Source organism: Kitasatospora sp. NPDC002551, from assembly GCF_040296005.1.
Classification (GTDB): Bacteria; Actinomycetota; Actinomycetes; order Streptomycetales; family Streptomycetaceae; genus Kitasatospora.
Genome location: NZ_JBEOWI010000032.1, coordinates 48,605 through 68,016 on the forward strand (window position 1 = coordinate 48,605; position 19,412 = coordinate 68,016).

The window sequence follows — 19,412 nt, forward strand, 5'->3', positions numbered from 1 at the left end:
GCACCTGCTCCGGGAAGGGTGGAATCCAGCCATGGCCACTGACAGTCCGTCACCACGAGCAACCGCAGAGGAGGACAGGCCGGCCGTGCTCCGGGCCGCCGGCGGCATAGCGCTGGCCGTCGGCGCCTACGGCCTGTCCTACGGCGCCCTCGCCACCGCGGCGGGGCTCTCCGTCTGGCAGGCCCAGGCGCTGTCCCTGCTGATGTACGGCGGGTCCTCCCAGCTCGCGCTGGTCGGGGTGCTCGCCTCCGGCGGTACCGGCGCGGCCGCCGGGACCACCGCCGCGCTGCTCGGCGTCCGCAATCTCTTCTACGGCGTCAGCATGGCCAGGATGCTGCGCCCCCGGCGCCGGGCGCTGCTGCCGATGGCCCACCTGATGAGCGACGAGAGCGCGGCCATGGCGACCGGCCGCCGCACACCGGAGACGGCCCGCTACGCCTACTGGGCGACCGGGGTGGCGGTGTTCCTCTGCTGGAACGCCGCGACCCTGATCGGGGCCCTGGTCGGCTCCGTGCTGGACGATCCGGCCGCGCTCGGCCTGGACGCGGCCTCGTCCGCGGCGTTCCTCGCCCTGGTCGCCCCGCGGCTGCGCGAGCGCGGCAACCAGGCGGTGTTCCTGGCGGCCGGTCTGGTCGCCGTGGGCTGCTCGGTGGTGGCCGGCTCCGGACTGCCGGTCGTCCTGGCCGGGCTGACCGCGCTCGGGGTGCTGTTCCTGCCCACCGGGCGCGGCCGGGCCGCCCCACCCGGTCCGGACCACCAGGACGACACGGCCGGGGGCCGACCCGAGCGGACCGGGCAGCGGTCCGTCCGTAGCGAGAAGCAAGGAGAGCACCAGTGAGCTGGACCTGGATCTTCCTCGCGGCCGCGGCCTGCTTCGTGCTGAAGCTGGCCGGTCTGCTCATTCCCGCCCGGGTGCTGGCCGCCCCGGCGGTCGCCCGGGTGTCGGACGCCATCCCGGTGGCGCTGCTGGCGGCGCTGATCGCCACCCAGACCTTCGTCAGCGACCACCGGGTGGTCGTCGACGCCCGGTTGGCCGGACTGCTGGCGGCGGCCGTCCTGCTGCGGGTGCGGGCGCCGTTCCTGGTCGTGGTGCTCGGCGCGGCGGCGGTCGCGGCCCTGCTGCGCTGGCTCAACCTGGCCTCCTGACCGGCGCGAGCCGCTCGTTGAGGTCCTCCAGCGTCGAGCCGTTGGAACGCGGGCCGAGCACCCCGATGTCCACGGCGATGGCCACCAGCGTCGCCGCCACCACGGCGAACAGCGCGTTGGGGCCGTACCGGGAGAGCAGCGGGACCAGGACGAAGGGCATGGCGGCGGTGGCGATCCGGGACAGCGAGTACGTCCAGCTCACCGCCGCCACCCGGTGCGTGGTCGGGAAGATCTCGACCTGGTACACGTGGTAGGCGTTGGAGAAGACGTTGCTGACGGCCGTGTAGGCGACGCCGGCCAGCACGATCGCGGTGTTGTCGGAGGCGTAGCCGAAGAGCAGCCCGAAGGAGGCCATCGCCAGCGAGGAGCCGACGATCAGGTACTTGCGTTCCACCCGTTCGATGAGCGGCACGGAGAACAGCGAGCCGAGCGGATAGCCGGCGAACGAGACCGCGCTGAAGAGCAGCGAGTTGACCACCGAGTAGCCCTTGGCCGAGAGCACCAGCGGTGCCATCGTGCCGAAGCCGTAGCCGCCGAAGGCCTGCAGCAGGTGGAAGATCGTCATCATCGTGACGCGTCTTCGGTGCACCGCCCCCAGGGACGGTCTGGCGCGGCCGGCCTCCGGGTCGCCGTGACCGGTGCCGCCGTGACCGGCCTCGACGTGCCCGCCGCCGCCCGGCTCCGGCGCCCCGGCGGGCTCCGGGATCCGTGCGGAGGCCGCCGGGGCGGCCGTCGGGGCGGCCTGGCCGGCCTCCCGCTCCAGCCGGGCGAGGATCGCGTCCGCCTCGGCCGTCCGCCCCGCCGACTCCAGCCAGCGCGGCGACTCGATGAACAGGCGGCGGGCCATCATGACCCCGCAGCCGCCCACCGCGCCGGTCAGGAACAGCCAGCGCCAGCCGTCCACCCCGAGCGGACTGAGCGGCACCAGCCAGCGCGCCGTCAGACCGACCGCGGGCACCCCGAGGAAGGCGATGGTGTACGCCACCGCCGTCCAGCGGCCCCGCAGCCGGGCGGGCAGCAGGTCGCTGAGGTAGGCGTCGGCCAGCGGCAGCACCGGGCCGATGCCCAGCCCCGCCAGCAGCCGGGTCGCCACCAGCATGGCCATCCCCTGGCTCAGCCCGCCCAGCGCGGAGAACACCGTGTACACGGCGACGGACACCATCAGGGCCCGGCGGCGGCCCAGCCGGTCGGCGAGCCGGCCCATCGCCAGCACGCCGATGAACATGCCGACGAACACCGAGGCGATGACCGCCGACACCTCGGTGCGGCTGAGGTGGTACTCCTCCCGCATGACGGTGCCGAGCACCCCCGACATGAAGATCTCGAACATGTCGAAGAACAGCGCGACACCCACGACCAGGACCACGCGGCGGTGCGTGCGGGTCAGCGGGAGGCGGTTCATGCGCTCGGCGATCTCGCTCTGCGCGTCCTGGATCGAGCCGGTCAGGGTCACGGGTTGACTCCTCGGGGATCCGGTCCGCGGCGCGGGCCGGGGCTTGTCCGGGACAAGCCCTACTCGGTACCGGGCGCCCACTTGATCGAGCAGCCGATGCTGGCGCGGTGCGGCTCGGGGACGGGCCGGCCGGCCAGCACCTCGGCCACCGCGGCGCGCAGCAGCGCGCCCTCCACCGGCTCCTCGTTGCCCGGCCGGGAGGCGTCCAGGGCCCCCCGGTAGGCGAGCCGGCGCTGCGCGTCGTAGAGGAAGAAGTCCGGGGTGCAGGCCGCCCGGTAGGCCCGGGCCACCGACTGGTCGGCGTCCACCAGGTACGGGAACGTCCAGCCGGTGCGGTCGAGCTGGCCGCGCAGGCCGTCGAGGCCGTCGTCCGGGGCGACGCCGGTGTCGTTGCTGCAGACGGCGACCACGGCCAGCCGCGGGAGGTCCCGGGCGAGCTCCCCGATGCCGGCCTCGATGTGCCGGACGAACGGGCAGTGGTTGGACAGGAAGGCCACCAGCAGCGCGGGCGCGGCGGCGAAGTCGCCGGTGCGCACGGTCTTGCCGTCCACCGACGGCAGCGCGAACTCGGGGGCGGGGGTGCCGATCGGCACCATGTGGGAGGAGACGGGCATCGGTACGGGCCTTCCTAGCCGGCTTCGTTGAGGATCAGCGGGTTGTCCGCGTCGGCGCCCCGGGCGTCGTTGACGAACTCGACGTACATGCCGTCGGGGTCGCGGACGAAGAAGTAGGAGACCAGGGTGCGCCCGCGGGCGATCTCGGTCACCTCGCCGATGCCGGCCGCGACGATCTCGGCGCGGGCCGCCGCGAGGTCGTCCACGGTGAAGGCGATGTGCTTGACGCCCGTGACGGGCAGGTTGTTGCCGGGGGTGAAGGTCGGCGGCTCCTGGCTGCCGTCGCCGGCGTAGTGGAACAGCTCCAGCACCCAGCCCTCGTCGAGCTGCAGGTGCGCGATGGTCAGCGACTTGTCGGCCTTCGTCCACTCGGCGATCAGCCGGAAGCCGAACCAGCCGTAGAAGGACTTCGACGCGTCGAGGTCCCCGACGGTCAGCGCGGTGTGGTGCGGAACGAACCTGATGGTCATCGGTCATCTCCCGGGAGGGTGGTGGGCTGGGCGGGGCCGCCGGCCGCCCCGGGGGCGGAGAGGCCGGCGGCGGAGTGGAGGACGTCCAGGAACTCGATGCGCGGCGGGCCCTGGGCGTACCGGCCGTAGCGGGCGCCGAACTCCGCGGTCTGGGCGGTCGCCCGGTGCTCCAGGAACGCCGCCCGGTCGCGGTAGATCTCGTAGAAGACCCGGGCCAGCGGCTCGTCGTCCACGCGGTGCACCGCGTAGCCGACCAGGCCGGGCTCGTGCGCGGCCTCCGAGATCCGCCAGGCGGCGAGGGCGTCGAACCCCTCCACGCCCTCCGGCGTCAGGTCGAAGCGGGCCACGACTGCGTACACGGTCGTCCTCCTCGGTCGCGGGGCGGGTTACGCGGCGGTGGGGCCGGTCGCGAGCTGGGGGAACCCGCCCGCGTAGGAGACGCCCCGGGCCAGCTCGTCCTCGTTCGCCCGGACGGCCTCCTCCAGGGCGAGGGTCCAGTCCTCCTTGACGCCCTTCTCCCGGGCGGTGGCGAGGATCTGGCGCAGCGGGTTGATGTGCGCCTCGGACAGGCCGCGCAGGCTGCGGATCTGCTCGTCGGTCACGTCCTGGCCGAACGCCCTGGGCAGCGGCCGGCCGGCCACCCGGAAGTTGAGGATCGTCCGGATGCACTTCTCGCAGCGCCCGCAGTTGCGGTCCTTGTGCTCGCCCTGCCAGCAGACCCGCAGGTTGTCGGCGCCCTCCGGCCAGGCCACGGACAGCCCGGCGACCTTGTCGCTGCGGTCCACGCCGGCCGCGTCGTGGTGCACCCGCAGCCGCCCGCCGGAGAGCATCCAGTCGGACATCGGGTTGGAGCCCCAGGGCAGCAGCAGCGAGCCGTACGGCTCCGAGCTGGCGATCAGGCCGTGCCGGTACCAGCCGCTGAACAGGGTGAGCACCGAGACCATGCCGGTGCCGAAGGCGTCCTCCCAGTCGGCGAGGTCGCTGTGCCACAGCTCGCGGAAGTTGGTGGCCACCGGGATCAGGTCGACGCCGACCGTGGCCAGCAGCGGGGTGCTGCGGCGCTGCAGCGAGTCGTACGCCTCGGTGTCGGCGAGCGGGATGTCGAAGCCGTGCACCATGACCGCGCCGGTCAGGTTCAGGGCGGAGCGGCCGGCCGTGCGGCGGGCGTGGCGCACGGTGGTGAAGGCGCTGTCGACACCGCCGGAGAAGGTCTGGATCGCCGAGCGGTCGTCGGGGCCCTCGCGGTCGGGCACCTCCTCGTCGGCGGTGACCCGGATCGGGGCGTAGCGGCCCGGCCGCCACTGGGCCCAGGCCGCCTGGAACTCCTCCAGGTTGTCCAGCAGGGTGGCGGAGACCGGCCCGGCGGCGTGCAGGTCCTCGCCGCGGCGGATCGAGGCGAACAGGGCGGCGATGACGAACGGGTCGAGGACGTCGGTCACCCGGTCGGTGAACCGCTGCGGGAAGCGGTACCAGAGGCGGTCGGCCGACGCGCCGTCCTCGCTCGTCACGGTGACGGACAGCTCCACCGAGCCGTCGGTGGTGACGCGCTCGACGTTTCCGAGCCTCATGCGTGAACTCCTTCTGCGTGCGGTGGCGGTGGTGTGCGGGAGGTGCCCGGCCCCGGCGGCTCGATGAGCTCGATGATGTTGCCGTCCGGGTCGCGGAAGTACAGGAAGCCGGTGCCGGCGGCCTCGACGGGCAGGTCGACCACGACCGGGCCCTCACCCTCGATCGGCAGGCCCAGCCGGCGCAGCTCCTCGGCGGCGGCGGCCAGGTCGGGCACCCGGAAGGCGATGTGGCGCCATCCCTCGGCGTTGGCCGGCGCCTTCGGCGTGCCGTCCTCGCCCCGGCGGTACTCGGTCAGCTCGACGACCGTGTCCGCGCCGGGGACGCGCAGGTGGACGGTGACGGCCTCGGCGCCCGGGACGCCCACGCCGGCCGCGAACCGGGGCGAGCGCAGTTCCAGCCGCTTGAGCAGCTGGGCGCCGAGGACCTCCTGGTAGAAGGCGGACAGGCGTTCGACGTCCCGGGTGACGACGGCGACGTGCAGCAGGGCTTCGGTGCGGATCGCCATCAGACCGCCACCGCCTCTCCGGTGGCTCCGGCCCGGGCGAGCGCGTCGAAGGCCGGGTCGAGCGCGGGCAGCAGCCGGGTCATCCGGTCGCGCCGGCGCTGTTCGAGGAAGGCCAGGAAGGCCCGGCCGGCGCCGGTGGCGAGGCCCTGGCGGAACGCGTCGACCACCCACTCCTGGAGGATGTCGCTGCGCACCGTGCCGGGACGGGCCGCCGGCGGGGCGGTGCCGGCGCGTCCGGCGATCGCCGCGTGGATCAGCTCCGAGGGCCGGAGCACCTCGTCCAGGTCGACCCGCGACTGCGGCCCCGGGGTGTCCGAGGTGAGCGCGGCGTGCGCCGCCGAGATCATCGCCAGCATGTTGTCGTCCACCGTGAACAGGCTCTTGGCGAGGACGGTCTCGCCCCGGCAGAGGAACACCCCGGCCTTGATGTCGGTGAGTTCCTCGCAGATCGGGGCGTAGGTGGCGTGCACGGAGAGCCGCTCGCGGCAGAGCAGGTCGAGGGTGCGCACCGTCGTCGGGTGCTGGAGGTCGGAGTAGTGGACGAAGGCGGCGCCGCCCGCCGCCCGGCCCACGACCACGCCCTCGCCGAGGCGCATCGGGTGCTCGCCGCTCCCCATCGGGTCGAGGTCCTCGGCGTGCTCGACGGAGACCGGCTCGCCGAGCAGGTCGGCGCCGATGTACAGCTGGTGCGGCAGCTCGACCTCGAACACGGTCGGCGAGGTGGTCCCGGAGGCGCCCCGGCCGCGCAGGCTGTCCGCCCGGCGGTCCTTGGAGAAGTTGGTGACGCACAGCGAGGGGTCCAGCTCGTACTGCTCGACGAGTTGGCGCACGGTGCGGTGCACCTTGGAGTGCAGGTAGTTGCGCACCAGGACGACCCGGGAGCCGGCGAGCACCCGGCCGACCTCCTCGCGCAGCTCGGGGGCGACCAGGAAGGGCTTCTCCACGACGAACCGGCGGTAGCCGGCCTGCCACCACTCGATCAGCTCGGGGGCCAGGCTGCGGCTCGGCAGGCACAGGTCGACGATGGTGTCCGCGGGCGCGGTCGGGACGGCGAGGGCCCGCTCGCGGGCGATCGGCGCGGTCAGCCCGTCCGCCCGCAGCAGCCGGTCGAGTTCGGCGCCGGGCAGGCCGGTGCGGTCGACGAACTGGATGCGTGCCAGGTCGAGCCGGCCGGCGCGGGCGAGCCGGGAGTAGGCCCGGTAGTGCAGCGAGCCCGCCTTGCCGGCGCCGACGACGACGATGTCCATCGGCGCTACCCGGCCTTCACGTGCTCGACCGGGCGGTCGTTGTCGGCGGCGCCGACGTGGAACGCGAGGTAGCGCAGCCGCTCGGTGCCGACCGACTCGATGCGGTGCTTCGAGCCGCGCGGGATGCGGACGCAGTGCTCGGGTTCGAGCCCGTACTCCTGGCCGTCGAGGTGCAGGCGGGCCCGGCCGGCGATGATGAAGTAGTACTCGTCGGTCTCCGGGTGGTGGTGCAGCTGGCCGCCGCGGCCGGGTTCGGCGCTGGCCATCGCGACCCGGACGACGCGCTGGTCGGGGTGGTCGGCCGCGGCGAAGAGCAGCGACCTGACGACGTCACCGCCGTAGACCGGCTGGGTGACCGCCGCGACGTCGATCATGGGATCCATCGGACTCTCCTCGGTTCCGGTCGTCAGATCAGCTCGCAGGTCTTCATGATCTGTTCGAGTTCGCCGACCTTGTCCTCGGCCAGCGGGGTGAGCGGCAGGCGCGGGTCGCCGACGTCGAAGTGGGCGATCGAGAACGCCTTCTTGAGGGCGATCGGGTTGGTCGCGAAGTAGATCGCGCGGTAGAACTCGGCGAACTTCAGGTAGAGGTCGCGGGCGGTGGTGAAGTCGCCGGCGAGGGCGGCGTCCACGATGGACCGGCTCTGGCGGGGCATCACGTTGGCGGCCACCGAGATGTGGCCGTGGCCGCCGAGCAGCAGGGTGGGCAGCGCGGTGAAGTCGTTGCCGCAGAGCACCACGAAGTCGGAGTCCCGGACGAGGTGGAGCATCCGGCGCATCCGGACGATGTCCTGGTTGCCCTCCTTGATGCCCGCGATGTTGGGGTGCTGGGCGAGTTCGGCGACCTGGGCTGGGCTGATGTCGACGGTGGTGCGGCCGGGGAGGTTGTGCATCAGCAGCGGCACCGAGATCGCGTCGGCCAGGGTGCGGTAGTAGGCGACCAGGCCCCGGTCGGTCGGCGGGTCGAGGTAGGGGGTGAAGGCGAGCACCGCGTCGGCCCCCAGCCGCTCGGCCTCCTTGGCGAGTTCGAGCGTGCGGGTGAGGTTCTCGGTGCCCATGTCGGGCAGCACCAGGGCGCGGCCGGCGGCCTGCTCGACGACGATCTCGGTGATCCGCACCTTCTCCCGGTCGGTGAGCGCGGCGGCCTCGCCGGTCACGCCGTTGGGGCACAGCCGGGTGACGCCGTTGTCGATCTGGAAGTCGACCAGGCGGCGCAGCGCGGCCTCGTCGAGCTCGCCGGACGGCCCGAAGGGCGTCAGCAGGGTGGTGTACGCGCCGGTGAAGCGGAGCGTGTCGGTACTCAGCATGGGCACTCTCTCCCAAGGGGGTCGTGGTGCGGCGGAGTTGTGGGGGGCTGTGCCGGTCCGGAGGGGTGGCGGCGCCTCAGCGCGCGCTGCCGACCGGCTGGCGGGCGCCGGCCTCCGGGGCCGTCAGGTGCCAGAGGCTCTGCGCCATCGCCTGGGCGGCCCGGCCCGGTTCGTCGACCAGGCCGCGCTCCAGGAGGAGGATCTCCAGGGCGGTCAGGACCGGCAGCAGGTCCAGCGGGCCGACCGCGCCGATGTGGCCGATCCGCAGGATGCGGCCCTTCAGGTCGCCCTGCCCGGCGGCGATCCGCAGCCGGAAGCGCTCGGGCAGTTCCTCCAGCAGGCCGCGGGCGCGCGGGTCGTCGGGCAGCCGGGCGACCGACAGCGCGGCGGCCGGGTCGGCGCGCGGGTAGAGCGGCAGGCCCATCGCGACGAGCCCGGCGCGGCAGACCGCGGACGCCTGGGCGTGCCGCTGCCACACCCGCTCCAGGCCCTCCGCCTCGATCAGGTCGAGCCCGGCGGCGACCCCCAGCAGCGCCGCCACCGGCGGGGTGTTGGGCACCGTGCGGTCCAGGCCGCTCTCCCGCAGGTGGCGCAGGTTCCAGTAGGAGTAGCCGAGGTCGGTGCGCACCCGGCTCCAGGCCTCCGGGCGGACGGCGACGAACGCCGCTCCGGGCGGGCTCATCAGGCCCTTGTGGGAGGCGGTGACCGCGAGGTCGACCCCCCAGGCGTCCTGCTCGAAGGGCTGCACGCCGATGGTCGTCATGGTGTCGGCGACGACGGTGGCGCCGGCCGCCCGGCCGAGGGCCGCCAGCCGTTCGACGTCGTGGCCGACGCCGGTCGAGGTCTCGCAGTGCGTCAGGAACAGGTGCCGCGGGCGGTACCGGGCGAGGTCGCGCTCGACCAGCGCGGGGTCGAAGGTGTGGCCGTCCGGGGCCTCGTGGAGGTGCACCTTCGCGCCGTAGGTGCGGCACAGCTCGGCCCAGCGGCGGCCGTACTTGCCGGCGGCCAGGACCAGGACGTCGTCCCCCGGGACGACCGTGTTCAGTACGGTGGCCTCCATCGCGCCGCTGCCGGAGGCCGGCAGGAGCAGGATCTCGCCGGCCGTGCGGAACAGCCGCTGCATGCCGCCCTGAATGCGGGCGTACAACTCGCGGAATTCCGCGGACCGGTGGTGCACGAGCGCGGACACGGAGGCCAGCCGCACGCCGACGGGTATCTGTGCGGGCCCCGGGGTGAACATGTCGATTTCCCGCATGAGGAACTCCGGTGGATTCTGCAGGGGCAGGGTCGTGAGCCGCAATCAGAATGTACGCCGGTCGGCCGGAAATCAAGGGTGCATTCCCCCGGGAATCCGGACCGAATTCGGGCACGCCGAGCACCGGAATGGCGCCGGTGGCGCCGGGACAATGAAATGACACGCGGTGTTTCGGAAAAGGGAATCAGCGGTCCCGGTACACCGCCGCGGCGGCGGTCACGGCGAGCCTGCGCCGCCATTCGGGGCTCAGCGGGGCGTCCGCCAGGCACTGCCGGGCGCGCGCCAGCAGGGCGGCGATCCTGGCCTCGACCGCGGCGTGCGCGGTCGCGCCGGCCCGGCCCCGGTCCGGGGGCGCGGTGCGCGCGGCGCTCACCCAGCCCGGGCTCCGGGGCTCGCGGCGCACCGCGAGGGCCGTCAGCAGGGTCGTCCGGCCGGCCCGGGCGTCCGCGCCGGTGGGCTTCCCGGCGGCCTCGGGGTCGCCGAACGCGTCGATGAGGTCGTCCCGCAGCTGGAAGGCCTCGCCGAGCGCGTCGCCGTAGCCGGCGAAGCCGGAGGCGAGGTCGGCCCGGCCGGCCAGCAGGGCGCCGAGCACCAGCGGCCGGTGGACGGTGTAGCGCCCGGACTTCAGGACGGCGATGCGCCGGGCGAGTTCCGCGTCGGCGAGGGCGGCGGCCGAGGCCGCGACGTCCATCGCCTGGCCGGCGATCAGCTCGGTCTTCAGCTCGAACCACTCCCGGCTCACCTCGGGCGAGAGGTCCGCCATCAGGTGGTCCGCGTACGCCCAGGCCAGGTCGCCCGCGAGGACGGCCATCGACTCGCCGTACCGGCGGGGCTCGCCGCGCCAGCCCCGGGCGCGGTGCAGGTCGGCGTGCCAGGTGTGGGCGGTGCGCACCGAGCGGCGCAGCGCGGCGTCGTCCATGACGTCGTCGTGCAGCAGGGCGGCGGTGTGGAGCAGTTCGAGGGCCATCGCGGCCCGGACCGGGCGTTCTCCCGGGGTGCCGCCGGCGGCGAGGTAGCCGCTGAGCAGGAAGCGGGGTCTGATCCGCTTGCCGCCGGAGCGGACGAGTTCGGCGACGGCGCGGGCCGGGTCGGCCTCGTGCGGGGTGACGGCCTCCTGGCGGCCCCGTTCGCGGGCGAGGAAGGCGGTGAGCCCCTCCTCGACCCGCTCCAGCAGGGAGCGGAGGTCGGATCCGTCGTCCAGCTCGGACGGCAGGGGGGCAGGTGGCGCGGCCATGATGCAGTCCTCCTGTGGGGGGATGGATTCAGCCGGTGCGGGCCTCTGTCCGCAGGACGGACCTGCCGGGCCTCAGCGTCGATCCCGCCACCGCCCGGGGCGGTCGGGCGGCGGTCGACCGCAGCCGCCAGCGCGCGGCCAGGGTGGCGAGGGCGATGCCGATCTCGGTCCAGGCGAACGACTCGCCGATGCACTTGCGCACGCCGGCACCGAACGGCAGGTAGGCGTGGCGGGGCACGGCGGCGGCCCGCTCGGGCAGCCAGCGGTCCGGGTCGAAGCGGTGGGGGTCGGCGAAGACCGCCGGATCGCGGTGCAGGGCGTAGGGGCTGAAGAAGACGTCGGCGCCGGCGGGGATCAGGTGGCCGCCGAGGTCGACCTCGGCGGCGGCGCGGCGGGTGAGCAGCCAGCCGGTCGGGAACATCCGCAGGATCTCCTGGACGAACCGGCCGAGGTACTCCAGCTTCGGCAGGTCCGGGTACGCCACCGGCCGGCCGCCGAGCACCTCGTCGAGTTCCCGGTGCAGGCGGCGCTCGACGTCGGGCCGGGCGGCGAGGACCTGGAAGGACCAGTGCAGGGCGGTGGCCGAGGTCTCCGTGCCGGCCACCATCATGGAGCGGATCTCGTCGTGGATCTGCCGGTCGGCCAGCGGCTCGCCGGTGGTCTCGTCACGGGCGGCGAGCAGCAGCGCGAGCATGTCCTCCTGCTCCGGCGGCCGCGCCCGGTAGTCGGTGATCAGGCCGTCGACGACCTGGTAGAGGCGGTCCAGGCGCTCGGCCTCGCGCCGGTTGACCGGCAGGGGCAGCCGGTGGACGAAGTCGACCGGGACGAAGGCCCGCCGGGCGACGCCGGCCACCAGGGCGGGGATGCAGCGGCGGATCTCGGCGGCGGTCTCGGGGGTGACGGCCGAGAAGACGGTGCGGGTGAGGACGTCCATGGTCATGTCGTGCAGGTCGTGCCCGACGTCGGCGACGGCGCCGGGCCGCCAGCGGGCCGACAGCGCCTCGGCGGAGGCGGACGCGGCCTCGGCGTAGCGGGCCATCCGGCCGTGGTGGAAGGCGGGCTGCAGCAGTCGGCGCTGGCGCAGGTGCAGCTCGCCGTTGGCGGCGGCCAGGCCGTTGCCGAGCAGTTTGACGGCCTGGTCGAAGAGCGGTCCGCCCTTCTCGAAGGCGGTCTGCCGGGTGATCAGCAGGTCCTTCAGCAGTTCGCCGGTGCCCACCATGTAGGCGGGGCGGGTGCCGAGCCGGAACTCGGTGACGGGGCCGTGGTCGCGCAGCCGTTCGACGAAACCGAGCGGGTCGCGGGCCAGGTGGAGGGCGTGGCCGAGCAGCGGCAGCGCGCCGGGATAGGGGCGGACCGCTGGGGTGAGGGGCATGGCGGGCTCCTGCTCAGGTCCGGGCCGGCAGTGGGTCGGCGGGGCTCAGGTAGACGGGCCGCAGGTCCCGGTCCCGGCCCGCGGTGTAGCGCACGGTCGCCAGGGACCAGTCGTAGGTGACGCGCAGTTGGCGGGCCATGGCGGCGACGTAGCGGCGCAGGTCGGCGCGTTCGGCGGCGGTGCAGCCGAGCCGGGCGCCGTGGGCGTCGAGGCCGGCGGCGCCGGCCAGGAACTCCTCGGAGAGCAGCCGGACCCGCTGCTGGATCTCCCGGATCACCTCGGCCCGGGGGCTGCCGCGGCGGTGCTCCAGGACCAGCACGAGGTTGTGGGTGTCGCCGCGGGCCTCCTCGTGCTCGACCGAGTGGACGTCGTTGCAGTGCGCCAGGATGTCGATCTGGAGCTCGGCCATCCGGCGCAGGTAGCGGTCGGCGAGGAGGCGTGCGGGCAGTTCGAAGCGGTCGGCCCGTTCGACGGCGTCGAGGTAGACGTACATCGCCATCGTCTCGCGGCGCAGCGCCAGGTAGTCGGCGAGGCCGGGGATCCGGCCCTGCCCGCGGGCCTCGGCCTCGGCGAGGAAGGAGCGCAGGAAGCGGCGCCAGCCGTGGCCGGCCCGGGCCCGCCAGGGCTCCGACATCGGGGCGGCCGAGCGGCTCCACAGGTCGGCGGTGGCGGCCCGCAGTGGCCGGAGGGCGGCGGGGAGGGCCGCCGGAGCGGTGGCGGGCCGGCCGCCGCGGGTGACCTCGGCGAGGGCGGCGACGGCGCGGCCGGCGAGGTCCGGGTCGTCCCCGGCCGCGCCGTCGAAGAAGTCGTCGCAGACGGCGGTCCAGGTGATGAGGTCCGTCATGACGTCGAGGTCGGCGCCGCGGGCGTCCGGGGCGAATCCGGTGGCGACGTCCGCGAGCCTCAGGCCGAGAAAGTACCGGAGGGCTTTCTCGGACGGTTCCAGGAGGCCGAATTCCCGCGCCCAGGACACGCCTCGGCGGGCCGCCCGTTCATACCGGCCGGGATCGGTGCGGGGGGCCGGAAAGGGTAAGTGGAAATCGATGTCGGTCGGCATTCCGTCACGTCCGGTCCGCTGCCGGCAATGCGCCGGCGGGCGGCTGCGGGGGTGGCGTTCCGGGGTGTACCAATGCGCGGGCGGACACGGGTGCTTGCCTCCGTCACGGGCCAATCGATCCGGGGAGTTGCGCGGGTGCAGACACGGGTGGGTGAACGAGCCGGGCGCACGCCGGCGCCCGCCTCGGGGTGCGGCGGCGCAGCTGCGGACCACAGGTTGTCACCTTCATGTCATCTTGCACACCCCAGATGACATCAGCTACCCATTCGGCTTTTTGTCTCAGAGTCCGGACAAGTATTCGCCGGCGGTGCCCCCAGCCGGACGCGCCGGACGCGGCAGCGGCCGGCCCCCACGAGGGGAGCCGGCCGCGGAACGGGCGGGGTGCGCCGGGATCAGTCCCGGAAGCCCCGGTTGACGGCCGAGACCACGGCCTTCAGCGACGCCGACACGATGCTGGAGTCGATGCCCACGCCCCAGAAGACCCGGTCGTTCACCGCGCACTCCACGTACGCGGCCGCCCGCGCGTCGCCGCCCTGGGCGAGCGCGTGCTCGGCGTAGTCGCGGACCTGGACGTCGATCCCCAGGCCGGCCAGCGCCGCCACGAAGGCGTCGATCGGACCGCTGCCGACCGCCTCCAGCCGCCGCTCGGAACCGTCCAGCCGGACGTCCACGACCAGCGTGTCCTTCTCGTCCACCACGGTGGAGGTCCGGTGCGAGACCAGGTTCAGCCGGCCCCAGGCGGGCACGTCGCGGCCGGCCTCCCCCGCCTCCGGCGCCCCGGCCGGCAGGTACTCCTCGGCGAACATCGCCCACAGCTCGGCCGGCGTGACCTCGCCGCCGTCCGCGTCGGTGCGGGCCTGGACCACCCGGGAGAACTCGATCTGCAGCCCGCGCGGCAGGTCCAGCTGGTGCTCGGTGCGCAGCAGGTGCGCCACCCCGCCCTTGCCGGACTGCGAGTTGACCCGGATGACCGCCTCGTAGGTGCGCCCGACGTCCTTCGGGTCGATCGGCAGGTAGGGCACGCCCCAGGTGAACGCGTCGACCGGGACGCCGGCCGCCCGGGCGTCGCGCTGCAGCCAGTCGAAGCCCTTCTTGATCGCGTCCTGGTGCGACCCGGAGAACGCGGTGTAGACCAGGCTGCCGCCGTAGGGGTGGCGGGGGTGCACCGGGAGCTGGTTGCAGTACTCGACCGAGCTGCGGATGCGGTCGATGTCCGAGAAGTCGATCATCGGGTCGATGCCCTGGCTGAACAGGTTCAGGCCCAGGGTCACCAGGCAGACGTTGCCGGTGCGCTCGCCGTTGCCGAACAGACAGCCCTCGATCCGGTCGGCGCCCGCCAGGTAGCCGAGTTCGGCCGCCGCGACCGCCGTACCCCGGTCGTTGTGCGGGTGCACCGACAGCACCACCGAGTCGCGCCGGTCCAGGTGCCGGCTCATCCATTCGATGGAGTCGGCGTAGACGTTCGGCATGGCCATCTCGACGGTGGCCGGCAGGTTCACGATGGCGCGGCGGTCCGGGGTGGGCTGCCAGACCGCGGTGACGGCGTTGCAGATGTCGGCGGCGAACTCCAGCTCGGTGCCGCTGTACGACTCCGGGGAGTACTGCAGGCTGATGCCGGTGTCCGGCATCCGCTCGGCCAGGTCCGCGCAGATCCGCGCGCCGTTGACGGCCAGCGCGGTGATCTCGGACCGGTCCATCCCGAACACCACCCGGCGCTGCAGGGTGGACGTGGAGTTGTACAGGTGGACGATCGCCCGGCCGGCCCCGCGCACCGCCTCGAAGGTCCGCTCGATCAGCGGGCCGCGGGCCGGGGTGAGCACCTGGATCGCCACGTCGTCGGGGATCCGGTCCTCCTCGATGATCTGCCGGCAGAAGTCGAAGTCGGTCTGGCTGGCGGACGGGAAGCCGACCTCGATCTCCTTGTAGCCCATGGCCACCAGCAGCTCGAACATCCGCAGCTTGCGGCCGGGGCCCATCGGGTCGATCAGCGCCTGGTTGCCGTCCCGCAGGTCCACCGCGCACCACTGCGGGGCCCGGGTGACGGACTTGGCGGGCCAGCTGCGGTCCGGCAGGTCGATCGGCCGGAACGGCGTGTACCGCTGGAACGGCATCCCCGAGGGGAGCTGGACCGGGAAGTCGGGCCGCGCCGGGACGTCGTGGTTCTGAGGGGTCATCGGGTGCATCGAAGGGTGTCCTCCAGGACTTGTTTCGGTCGTCTGAGGCCGGTTCGGGCCTGCACGCCGCGACGAGGAGACCGGCCGTCAGAGGCTCTCGTCGCGGCGGCTAAGGAGGAGGACCCGCGTGGAGGAATCGCGCATAGCGCCTCACCATACAGACTTGTCCGCCACCGCATCCCAGGTGTCCACCAGGAGGGACGGAAATCGATCAAGCGTTCAATCCATGCTGTTCAGAGCATTACTGACGTACTGTCACCCCGACGGCTCGTCAGCCCGACGGCGACCGTCACGGCCACCGCGACCACCACGACGGCGTCGCAGACGATCCCGAAGCGCACCCCGTCCGTCAGGGCCGCCGCGAAGCCGTCGCCGGCCTCGTCCCGGTCGGCCAGCCCGCCGGTCGCCACCGCGCTGAGGATCGGGATGCCCACCGTGATGCCGATCTGCTGGGCGCTGGTGATCAGACCGCCCGCCAGGCCCTGCTGCTCGTCCGGCAGGCCGGCGCTCGCGTTGACCCCGTACGAGACCACCGCGGACATGTGGCCGACCGAGGCGAACAGCAGGATCGCCAGCGTCAGCCAGACCGGCGTCCGCACCCCGAGCGCGATCAGCCCGAGGGTGCCCGCCGCCTGCACCGACAGCCCCGCGACCAGCGTCGTGCGGGCGCCCAGCCGGCCGATCAGCCGGGACGCGGACATGCCGGTCGCCGCCAGCACCAGGCCCTGGGCACCGAAGAACAGCCCGGTCTCGAAGGTCGACAGGCCCACCGCCTGCTGGAGGTAGAGGGTCAGCAGGAAGATCAGCGAGCTCATCATCGCGAAGGTCGTCAGCCCGCCGAGGTTGCCGCAGGCCACCGTGCGCAGCCGCAGCATGGTCAGCGACACCAGCGGCTCCGCGGTCCGCCGCTCGATCAGCACGAACGCCGTCAGCAGGACGGCCGCCAGCACCAGCGCCACCGCCACCTCGACGGCCGGGGTGGCCGGGTCGGCGGACACCGAGGCGCCGTAGATCAGCGCGAGCAGGCCGCCGGTCACCGTCACCGCGCCCGGCACGTCCAGCCGCGGGCGCCGCTCCGGGCGGACGTCCGCCCCCAGCAGGGCCATCGCGGCCACCGCCGCCAGCGCGCCCGCCGCGGCGAGCATCCCCATCGTGGAGCGCCAGCCGAGCAGGTCGGTCATCGTACCGCCGAGCACCATGCCGACGGTGTAACCGAGGGACAGCAGGGCCCCGTTGACCGCGAGCGCCCGGTTCCGCTGCGGGCCCTCCGGGAAGATCGTGGTCAGCAGCGACATGCCGACCGGGACGACCACCGCCGCCCCGAGCCCCTGCAGGGCCCGCGCGGCCAGGAAGGACTGCTGGTTCCAGCCGAACGCCGCGAGCAGCGAGGAGGCCGTGAACACGGCCAGCCCGGACAGGAACAGCCAGCGCCGGCCGTACACGTCGGCGGCGCGGCCGAAGAACAGCAGGAAGCCGCCGGAGGGCAGGGCGAAGGCCGTCACGGCCCACTGCAGGTCGCTCTGCCCCATGTCCAGGTCGCGGCCGAGCACCGGCAGGGCCACGTTCAGGATGGAGAAGTCGAGGGCGATGATGAACTGGGCGCCGCAGAGCACGATCAGGACCAGCTTGGCTCGGGCGGTCAGGACCGCCCCCGCCGCGTCGGGAGGGCTCGCCGCGCCCTTGGTGCCGGGTGTCGCCGGGAAGTCGGGCGTGGTCGTCATGGCGTCAGTCTGGTTGCACCGGCGCGGGGTTGGGGAGCCAGTGCCTATCCTGGTGGCCGCACCACCAGCTACGGGACCACCGGGAAGGACTCGACACTGTGGACACCCTCGGACGGGCCCGCCGCAAGGAACTCCAGGCGTTCCTGACCAGTCGGCGGCAGCGGATAAGCCCCGCCCTGGTCGGCCTGCCGGCGGGCACCGACCGGCGGCGCACCCCCGGCCTGCGCCGGGAGGAGGTGGCCGTCCTCGCCGGGGTCAGCCCCTCCTGGTACCAGTGGCTCGAACAGGGCCGGGACATCACGGTCTCGGCGAAGGTGCTCGACGCCGTCTCGGACGTCCTGCGGCTGGACGGCGCCGAGCAGCGCCACCTGTACACCCTGGCCGGGCTCAACCCGCCGCCCGGACCGGCCGCCGCCGCGCCGCGGACGTACTGCGACGAACTGCAGCGCCTGATCGAGTCCTGGGGGCCCAACCCCGCGACCCTGCTGGACGAGAGCTGGAACTACGTCGCGGGCAACGAGGCCGCCCGGCTCGCCCTGCGGGCGGGGACGGCCGAGCGGAACTGCCTGGTGGCGTTCTTCCGCGACCCGGCCTACCGCAGCCGCGAGGCCGCCTGGGAGCGGATCGCCCCCACCGTGGTGGCGGGCTTCCGGGCCGCCGCCTGGCGGTACCCGGAGAACCCGGGCTTCCGCGAGGTGATCGACGAGCTCTCCGGTGGCAGCGAGGAGTTCCGCGCGCTCTGGGCGCGGCGGGACGTCGCCACCGCGGGCGTGCTGGTGAAGGAGGCCGAGCACCCGGTCGCCGGCACCCTCGCCTTCGAGAGCAGCCAGCTCGTACTGCCCGCCCGCCCCGACCTCACCGTCGTCCTCTACAACCCGCTCCCCGGCACCGACACCGCCGAGAAGCTCCGCCACCTCACCGGCCGCCGCTGAGCGGCCGGAACCTCCGCTCCTTGTTGCACATACAATGCACCTGCGAATAGCCAGCGAGAAGGAGCTGTGACCGATGGCGGGATCGCCGGTGGTGCTGGGCATCGAGTCGTCCTGCGACGAGACCGGCGCGGGCCTGGTGCGCGAGGGCGTGCTGCTCGGGCACGCGGTGGCCTCGTCGATGGACGAGCACGCCCGCTACGGCGGCGTGGTGCCGGAGATCGCCGCCCGGGCCCACGTGCACGCGATGGCCCCGGTGGTGCGCGAGGCACTCGGCCACGCCGGGCTCACCCTCGCCGACGTCGGCGCCGTCGCGGTGACCGCCGGCCCCGGGCTCTCCGGCGCGCTGCAGGTCGGCGTGGCGGCGGCGAAGTCCTACGCCTTCTCGCTCGGGGTCCCGCTCTACGGCGTGCACCACCTGGCCGGGCACGTGGCCGCCGCGACGCTCGACGGCGGACCGCTGCCGAACCCCTGCGTCGTCCTCATCGTCTCCGGCGGGCACACCTCACTGCTCCTGGTCCGCGACCTCGCCCGCGACCCGATCGTCCACCTCGGCGACACCCTCGACGACGCGGCCGGCGAGTGCTTCGACAAGGTCGCCCGCATCCTGCGCCTGCCCTACCCCGGCGGGCCCGCCATCGACCGCGCCGCCCGCGACGGCGACCCGCGCGCCGTCCGCCTCCCCCGCCCGCTGAGCGGCCCCGGCGACCCCCGGTACGCCTTCTCCTTCTCCGGCCTCAAGACCGCCGCCGCCCGCTGGGTCGAGGCCCAGCGGGCGGCCGGCACCGAACCGCACGTCCCCGACGCCGCCGCCTCCCTCCAGGAGGCGATCGCCGACACCCTCACCCGCAAGGCCGTCCGCGCCTGCACCGACCACGGCATCGACACCCTCGTGGTGGTCGGCGGCGTCGCCGCGAACTCCCGCATCCGCGCCCTCACCGAGCAGCGCTGCGCCGCCGCCGGCATCACCCTGCGGGTCCCCGCGCTGCGGCTGTGCACCGACAACGGCGCCATGATCGCCGCCATCGGCGACCTGCTCGTGCGCTCCGGCGCCGAGCCCTCCCCGATGGACCTCTCGATCGACCCCTCCGCCCCCCTGGAGTACGCGGCCCTGTCCCCGCGCGCCGCCGCCCGCACCGCCTGATCGCCGCCGAGGTGGGGCAGGCGGCCGCAGGCCGGGCCGTGGGCCCCGGCGGGTGACCGCGTCCGCGGCGAACCGACCGCAGGCCCGAACCCCGGGCGGCGGTGGCCGGGTCCTCCGTCCAACTCATCCGCACGAGGATCCGCCCCGTGCACAGGGGCACGGCGAGGGTCCTCGCTCCGGAGCCTCGTTCGGCCGTCGCCGTCGCCGTACCGGCGC

The 19,412-nt window shown here is 73.9% G+C and carries 19 protein-coding genes; 4 read left to right on the forward strand and 15 right to left on the reverse strand.

The genetic code is table 11. The features are described from left to right. Positions 1 to 31: 31 nt before the first annotated feature. Together ABT093_RS25140 and ABT093_RS25145 are read left to right on the forward strand one after the other, a co-directional pair. Positions 32 to 838, forward strand: coding sequence for an AzlC family ABC transporter permease (locus ABT093_RS25140; RefSeq protein WP_350568304.1), 807 nt, complete (start codon positions 32 to 34; stop codon positions 836 to 838). Next, the gene (locus ABT093_RS25145; RefSeq protein ID WP_350568306.1) at positions 835 to 1,146 is read left to right on the forward strand and encodes an AzlD domain-containing protein; all 312 of its coding nucleotides are present in this window, start codon (positions 835 to 837) and stop codon (positions 1,144 to 1,146) included. Before ABT093_RS25140 ends, ABT093_RS25145 begins: the two co-directional genes overlap by 4 nt. Here the strand turns inward: ABT093_RS25145 and ABT093_RS25150 are convergent. From ABT093_RS25150 to ABT093_RS25220, 15 genes are all read right to left on the reverse strand, one after another. Continuing rightward, positions 1,130 to 2,599, reverse strand: coding sequence for an MFS transporter (locus tag ABT093_RS25150; RefSeq protein ID WP_350568309.1), 1,470 nt, complete (start codon positions 2,597 to 2,599; stop codon positions 1,130 to 1,132). The genes ABT093_RS25145 and ABT093_RS25150 overlap by 17 nt on opposite strands. 59 nt (positions 2,600 to 2,658) lie before the next feature. Continuing rightward, positions 2,659 to 3,213 (reverse strand): thioredoxin family protein, encoded by a 555-nt coding sequence (locus ABT093_RS25155; RefSeq protein WP_350568312.1) that lies wholly within the window; start codon positions 3,211 to 3,213, stop codon positions 2,659 to 2,661. Between the two features lie 14 nt (positions 3,214 to 3,227). Next, positions 3,228 to 3,683 carry a VOC family protein gene (locus tag ABT093_RS25160; protein ID WP_350568314.1) on the reverse strand — a complete coding sequence of 152 codons (456 nt, stop codon included), beginning with the start codon at positions 3,681 to 3,683 and terminating at the stop codon, positions 3,228 to 3,230. Then, a complete protein-coding gene (locus ABT093_RS25165) occupies positions 3,680 to 4,042 on the reverse strand; it encodes a putative quinol monooxygenase (RefSeq protein WP_350568316.1) in 363 nt (120 codons plus the stop codon). Before ABT093_RS25165 ends, ABT093_RS25160 begins: the two co-directional genes overlap by 4 nt. A gap of 27 nt (positions 4,043 to 4,069) precedes the next feature. Continuing rightward, positions 4,070 to 5,251: a hypothetical protein gene (locus tag ABT093_RS25170; RefSeq protein WP_350568319.1), complete on the reverse strand. Its 1,182-nt coding sequence runs from the start codon at positions 5,249 to 5,251 to the stop codon at positions 4,070 to 4,072. After that, positions 5,248 to 5,757: a VOC family protein gene (locus ABT093_RS25175; RefSeq protein ID WP_350568321.1), complete on the reverse strand. Its 510-nt coding sequence runs from the start codon at positions 5,755 to 5,757 to the stop codon at positions 5,248 to 5,250. Before ABT093_RS25175 ends, ABT093_RS25170 begins: the two co-directional genes overlap by 4 nt. Then, positions 5,757 to 7,004, reverse strand: a complete 1,248-nt coding sequence (locus ABT093_RS25180) for a hypothetical protein (RefSeq protein ID WP_350568323.1) — start codon at positions 7,002 to 7,004, stop codon at positions 5,757 to 5,759. The genes ABT093_RS25175 and ABT093_RS25180 overlap by 1 nt, the downstream gene beginning before the upstream one ends. Before the next feature lie 5 nt (positions 7,005 to 7,009). After that, a complete protein-coding gene (locus ABT093_RS25185) occupies positions 7,010 to 7,387 on the reverse strand; it encodes a cupin domain-containing protein (RefSeq protein ID WP_350568325.1) in 378 nt (125 codons plus the stop codon). A gap of 23 nt (positions 7,388 to 7,410) precedes the next feature. Then, positions 7,411 to 8,310: a 4-hydroxy-tetrahydrodipicolinate synthase gene (gene dapA / locus ABT093_RS25190; protein ID WP_350568328.1), complete on the reverse strand. Its 900-nt coding sequence runs from the start codon at positions 8,308 to 8,310 to the stop codon at positions 7,411 to 7,413. 76 nt (positions 8,311 to 8,386) lie between these two features. Further along, complete coding sequence (locus ABT093_RS25195) at positions 8,387 to 9,565, reverse strand: pyridoxal-phosphate-dependent aminotransferase family protein (protein WP_350568330.1); 1,179 nt, start codon at positions 9,563 to 9,565, stop codon at positions 8,387 to 8,389. Between the two features lie 184 nt (positions 9,566 to 9,749). Next, complete coding sequence (locus ABT093_RS25200) at positions 9,750 to 10,799, reverse strand: polyprenyl synthetase family protein (protein ID WP_350568332.1); 1,050 nt, start codon at positions 10,797 to 10,799, stop codon at positions 9,750 to 9,752. Positions 10,800 to 10,827: 28 nt separating this feature from the next. Continuing rightward, the gene (locus ABT093_RS25205) at positions 10,828 to 12,171 is read right to left on the reverse strand and encodes a cytochrome P450 (RefSeq protein ID WP_350568334.1); all 1,344 of its coding nucleotides are present in this window, start codon (positions 12,169 to 12,171) and stop codon (positions 10,828 to 10,830) included. A gap of 13 nt (positions 12,172 to 12,184) precedes the next feature. Further along, on the reverse strand, positions 12,185 to 13,015 hold the full coding sequence (locus ABT093_RS25210) for a terpene synthase family protein (RefSeq protein ID WP_350568336.1): 831 nt from the start codon (positions 13,013 to 13,015) through the stop codon (positions 12,185 to 12,187). A 605-nt stretch (positions 13,016 to 13,620) separates the two neighbouring features. Further along, positions 13,621 to 15,411: a 2-isopropylmalate synthase gene (gene leuA, locus ABT093_RS25215; protein ID WP_502884313.1), complete on the reverse strand. Its 1,791-nt coding sequence runs from the start codon at positions 15,409 to 15,411 to the stop codon at positions 13,621 to 13,623. A 224-nt stretch (positions 15,412 to 15,635) separates the two neighbouring features. Then, the gene (locus ABT093_RS25220) at positions 15,636 to 17,123 is read right to left on the reverse strand and encodes an MFS transporter (protein ID WP_350568341.1); all 1,488 of its coding nucleotides are present in this window, start codon (positions 17,121 to 17,123) and stop codon (positions 15,636 to 15,638) included. A 98-nt stretch (positions 17,124 to 17,221) separates the two neighbouring features. Between ABT093_RS25220 and ABT093_RS25225 the strand changes: the two genes are divergently transcribed. Together ABT093_RS25225 and tsaD are read left to right on the forward strand one after the other, a co-directional pair. Next, positions 17,222 to 18,055 carry a helix-turn-helix transcriptional regulator gene (locus ABT093_RS25225; protein ID WP_350568343.1) on the forward strand — a complete coding sequence of 278 codons (834 nt, stop codon included), beginning with the start codon at positions 17,222 to 17,224 and terminating at the stop codon, positions 18,053 to 18,055. A 73-nt stretch (positions 18,056 to 18,128) separates the two neighbouring features. Continuing rightward, positions 18,129 to 19,196, forward strand: coding sequence for a tRNA (adenosine(37)-N6)-threonylcarbamoyltransferase complex transferase subunit TsaD (gene tsaD, locus ABT093_RS25230; RefSeq protein WP_350568346.1), 1,068 nt, complete (start codon positions 18,129 to 18,131; stop codon positions 19,194 to 19,196). Positions 19,197 to 19,412: the final 216 nt, after the last annotated feature.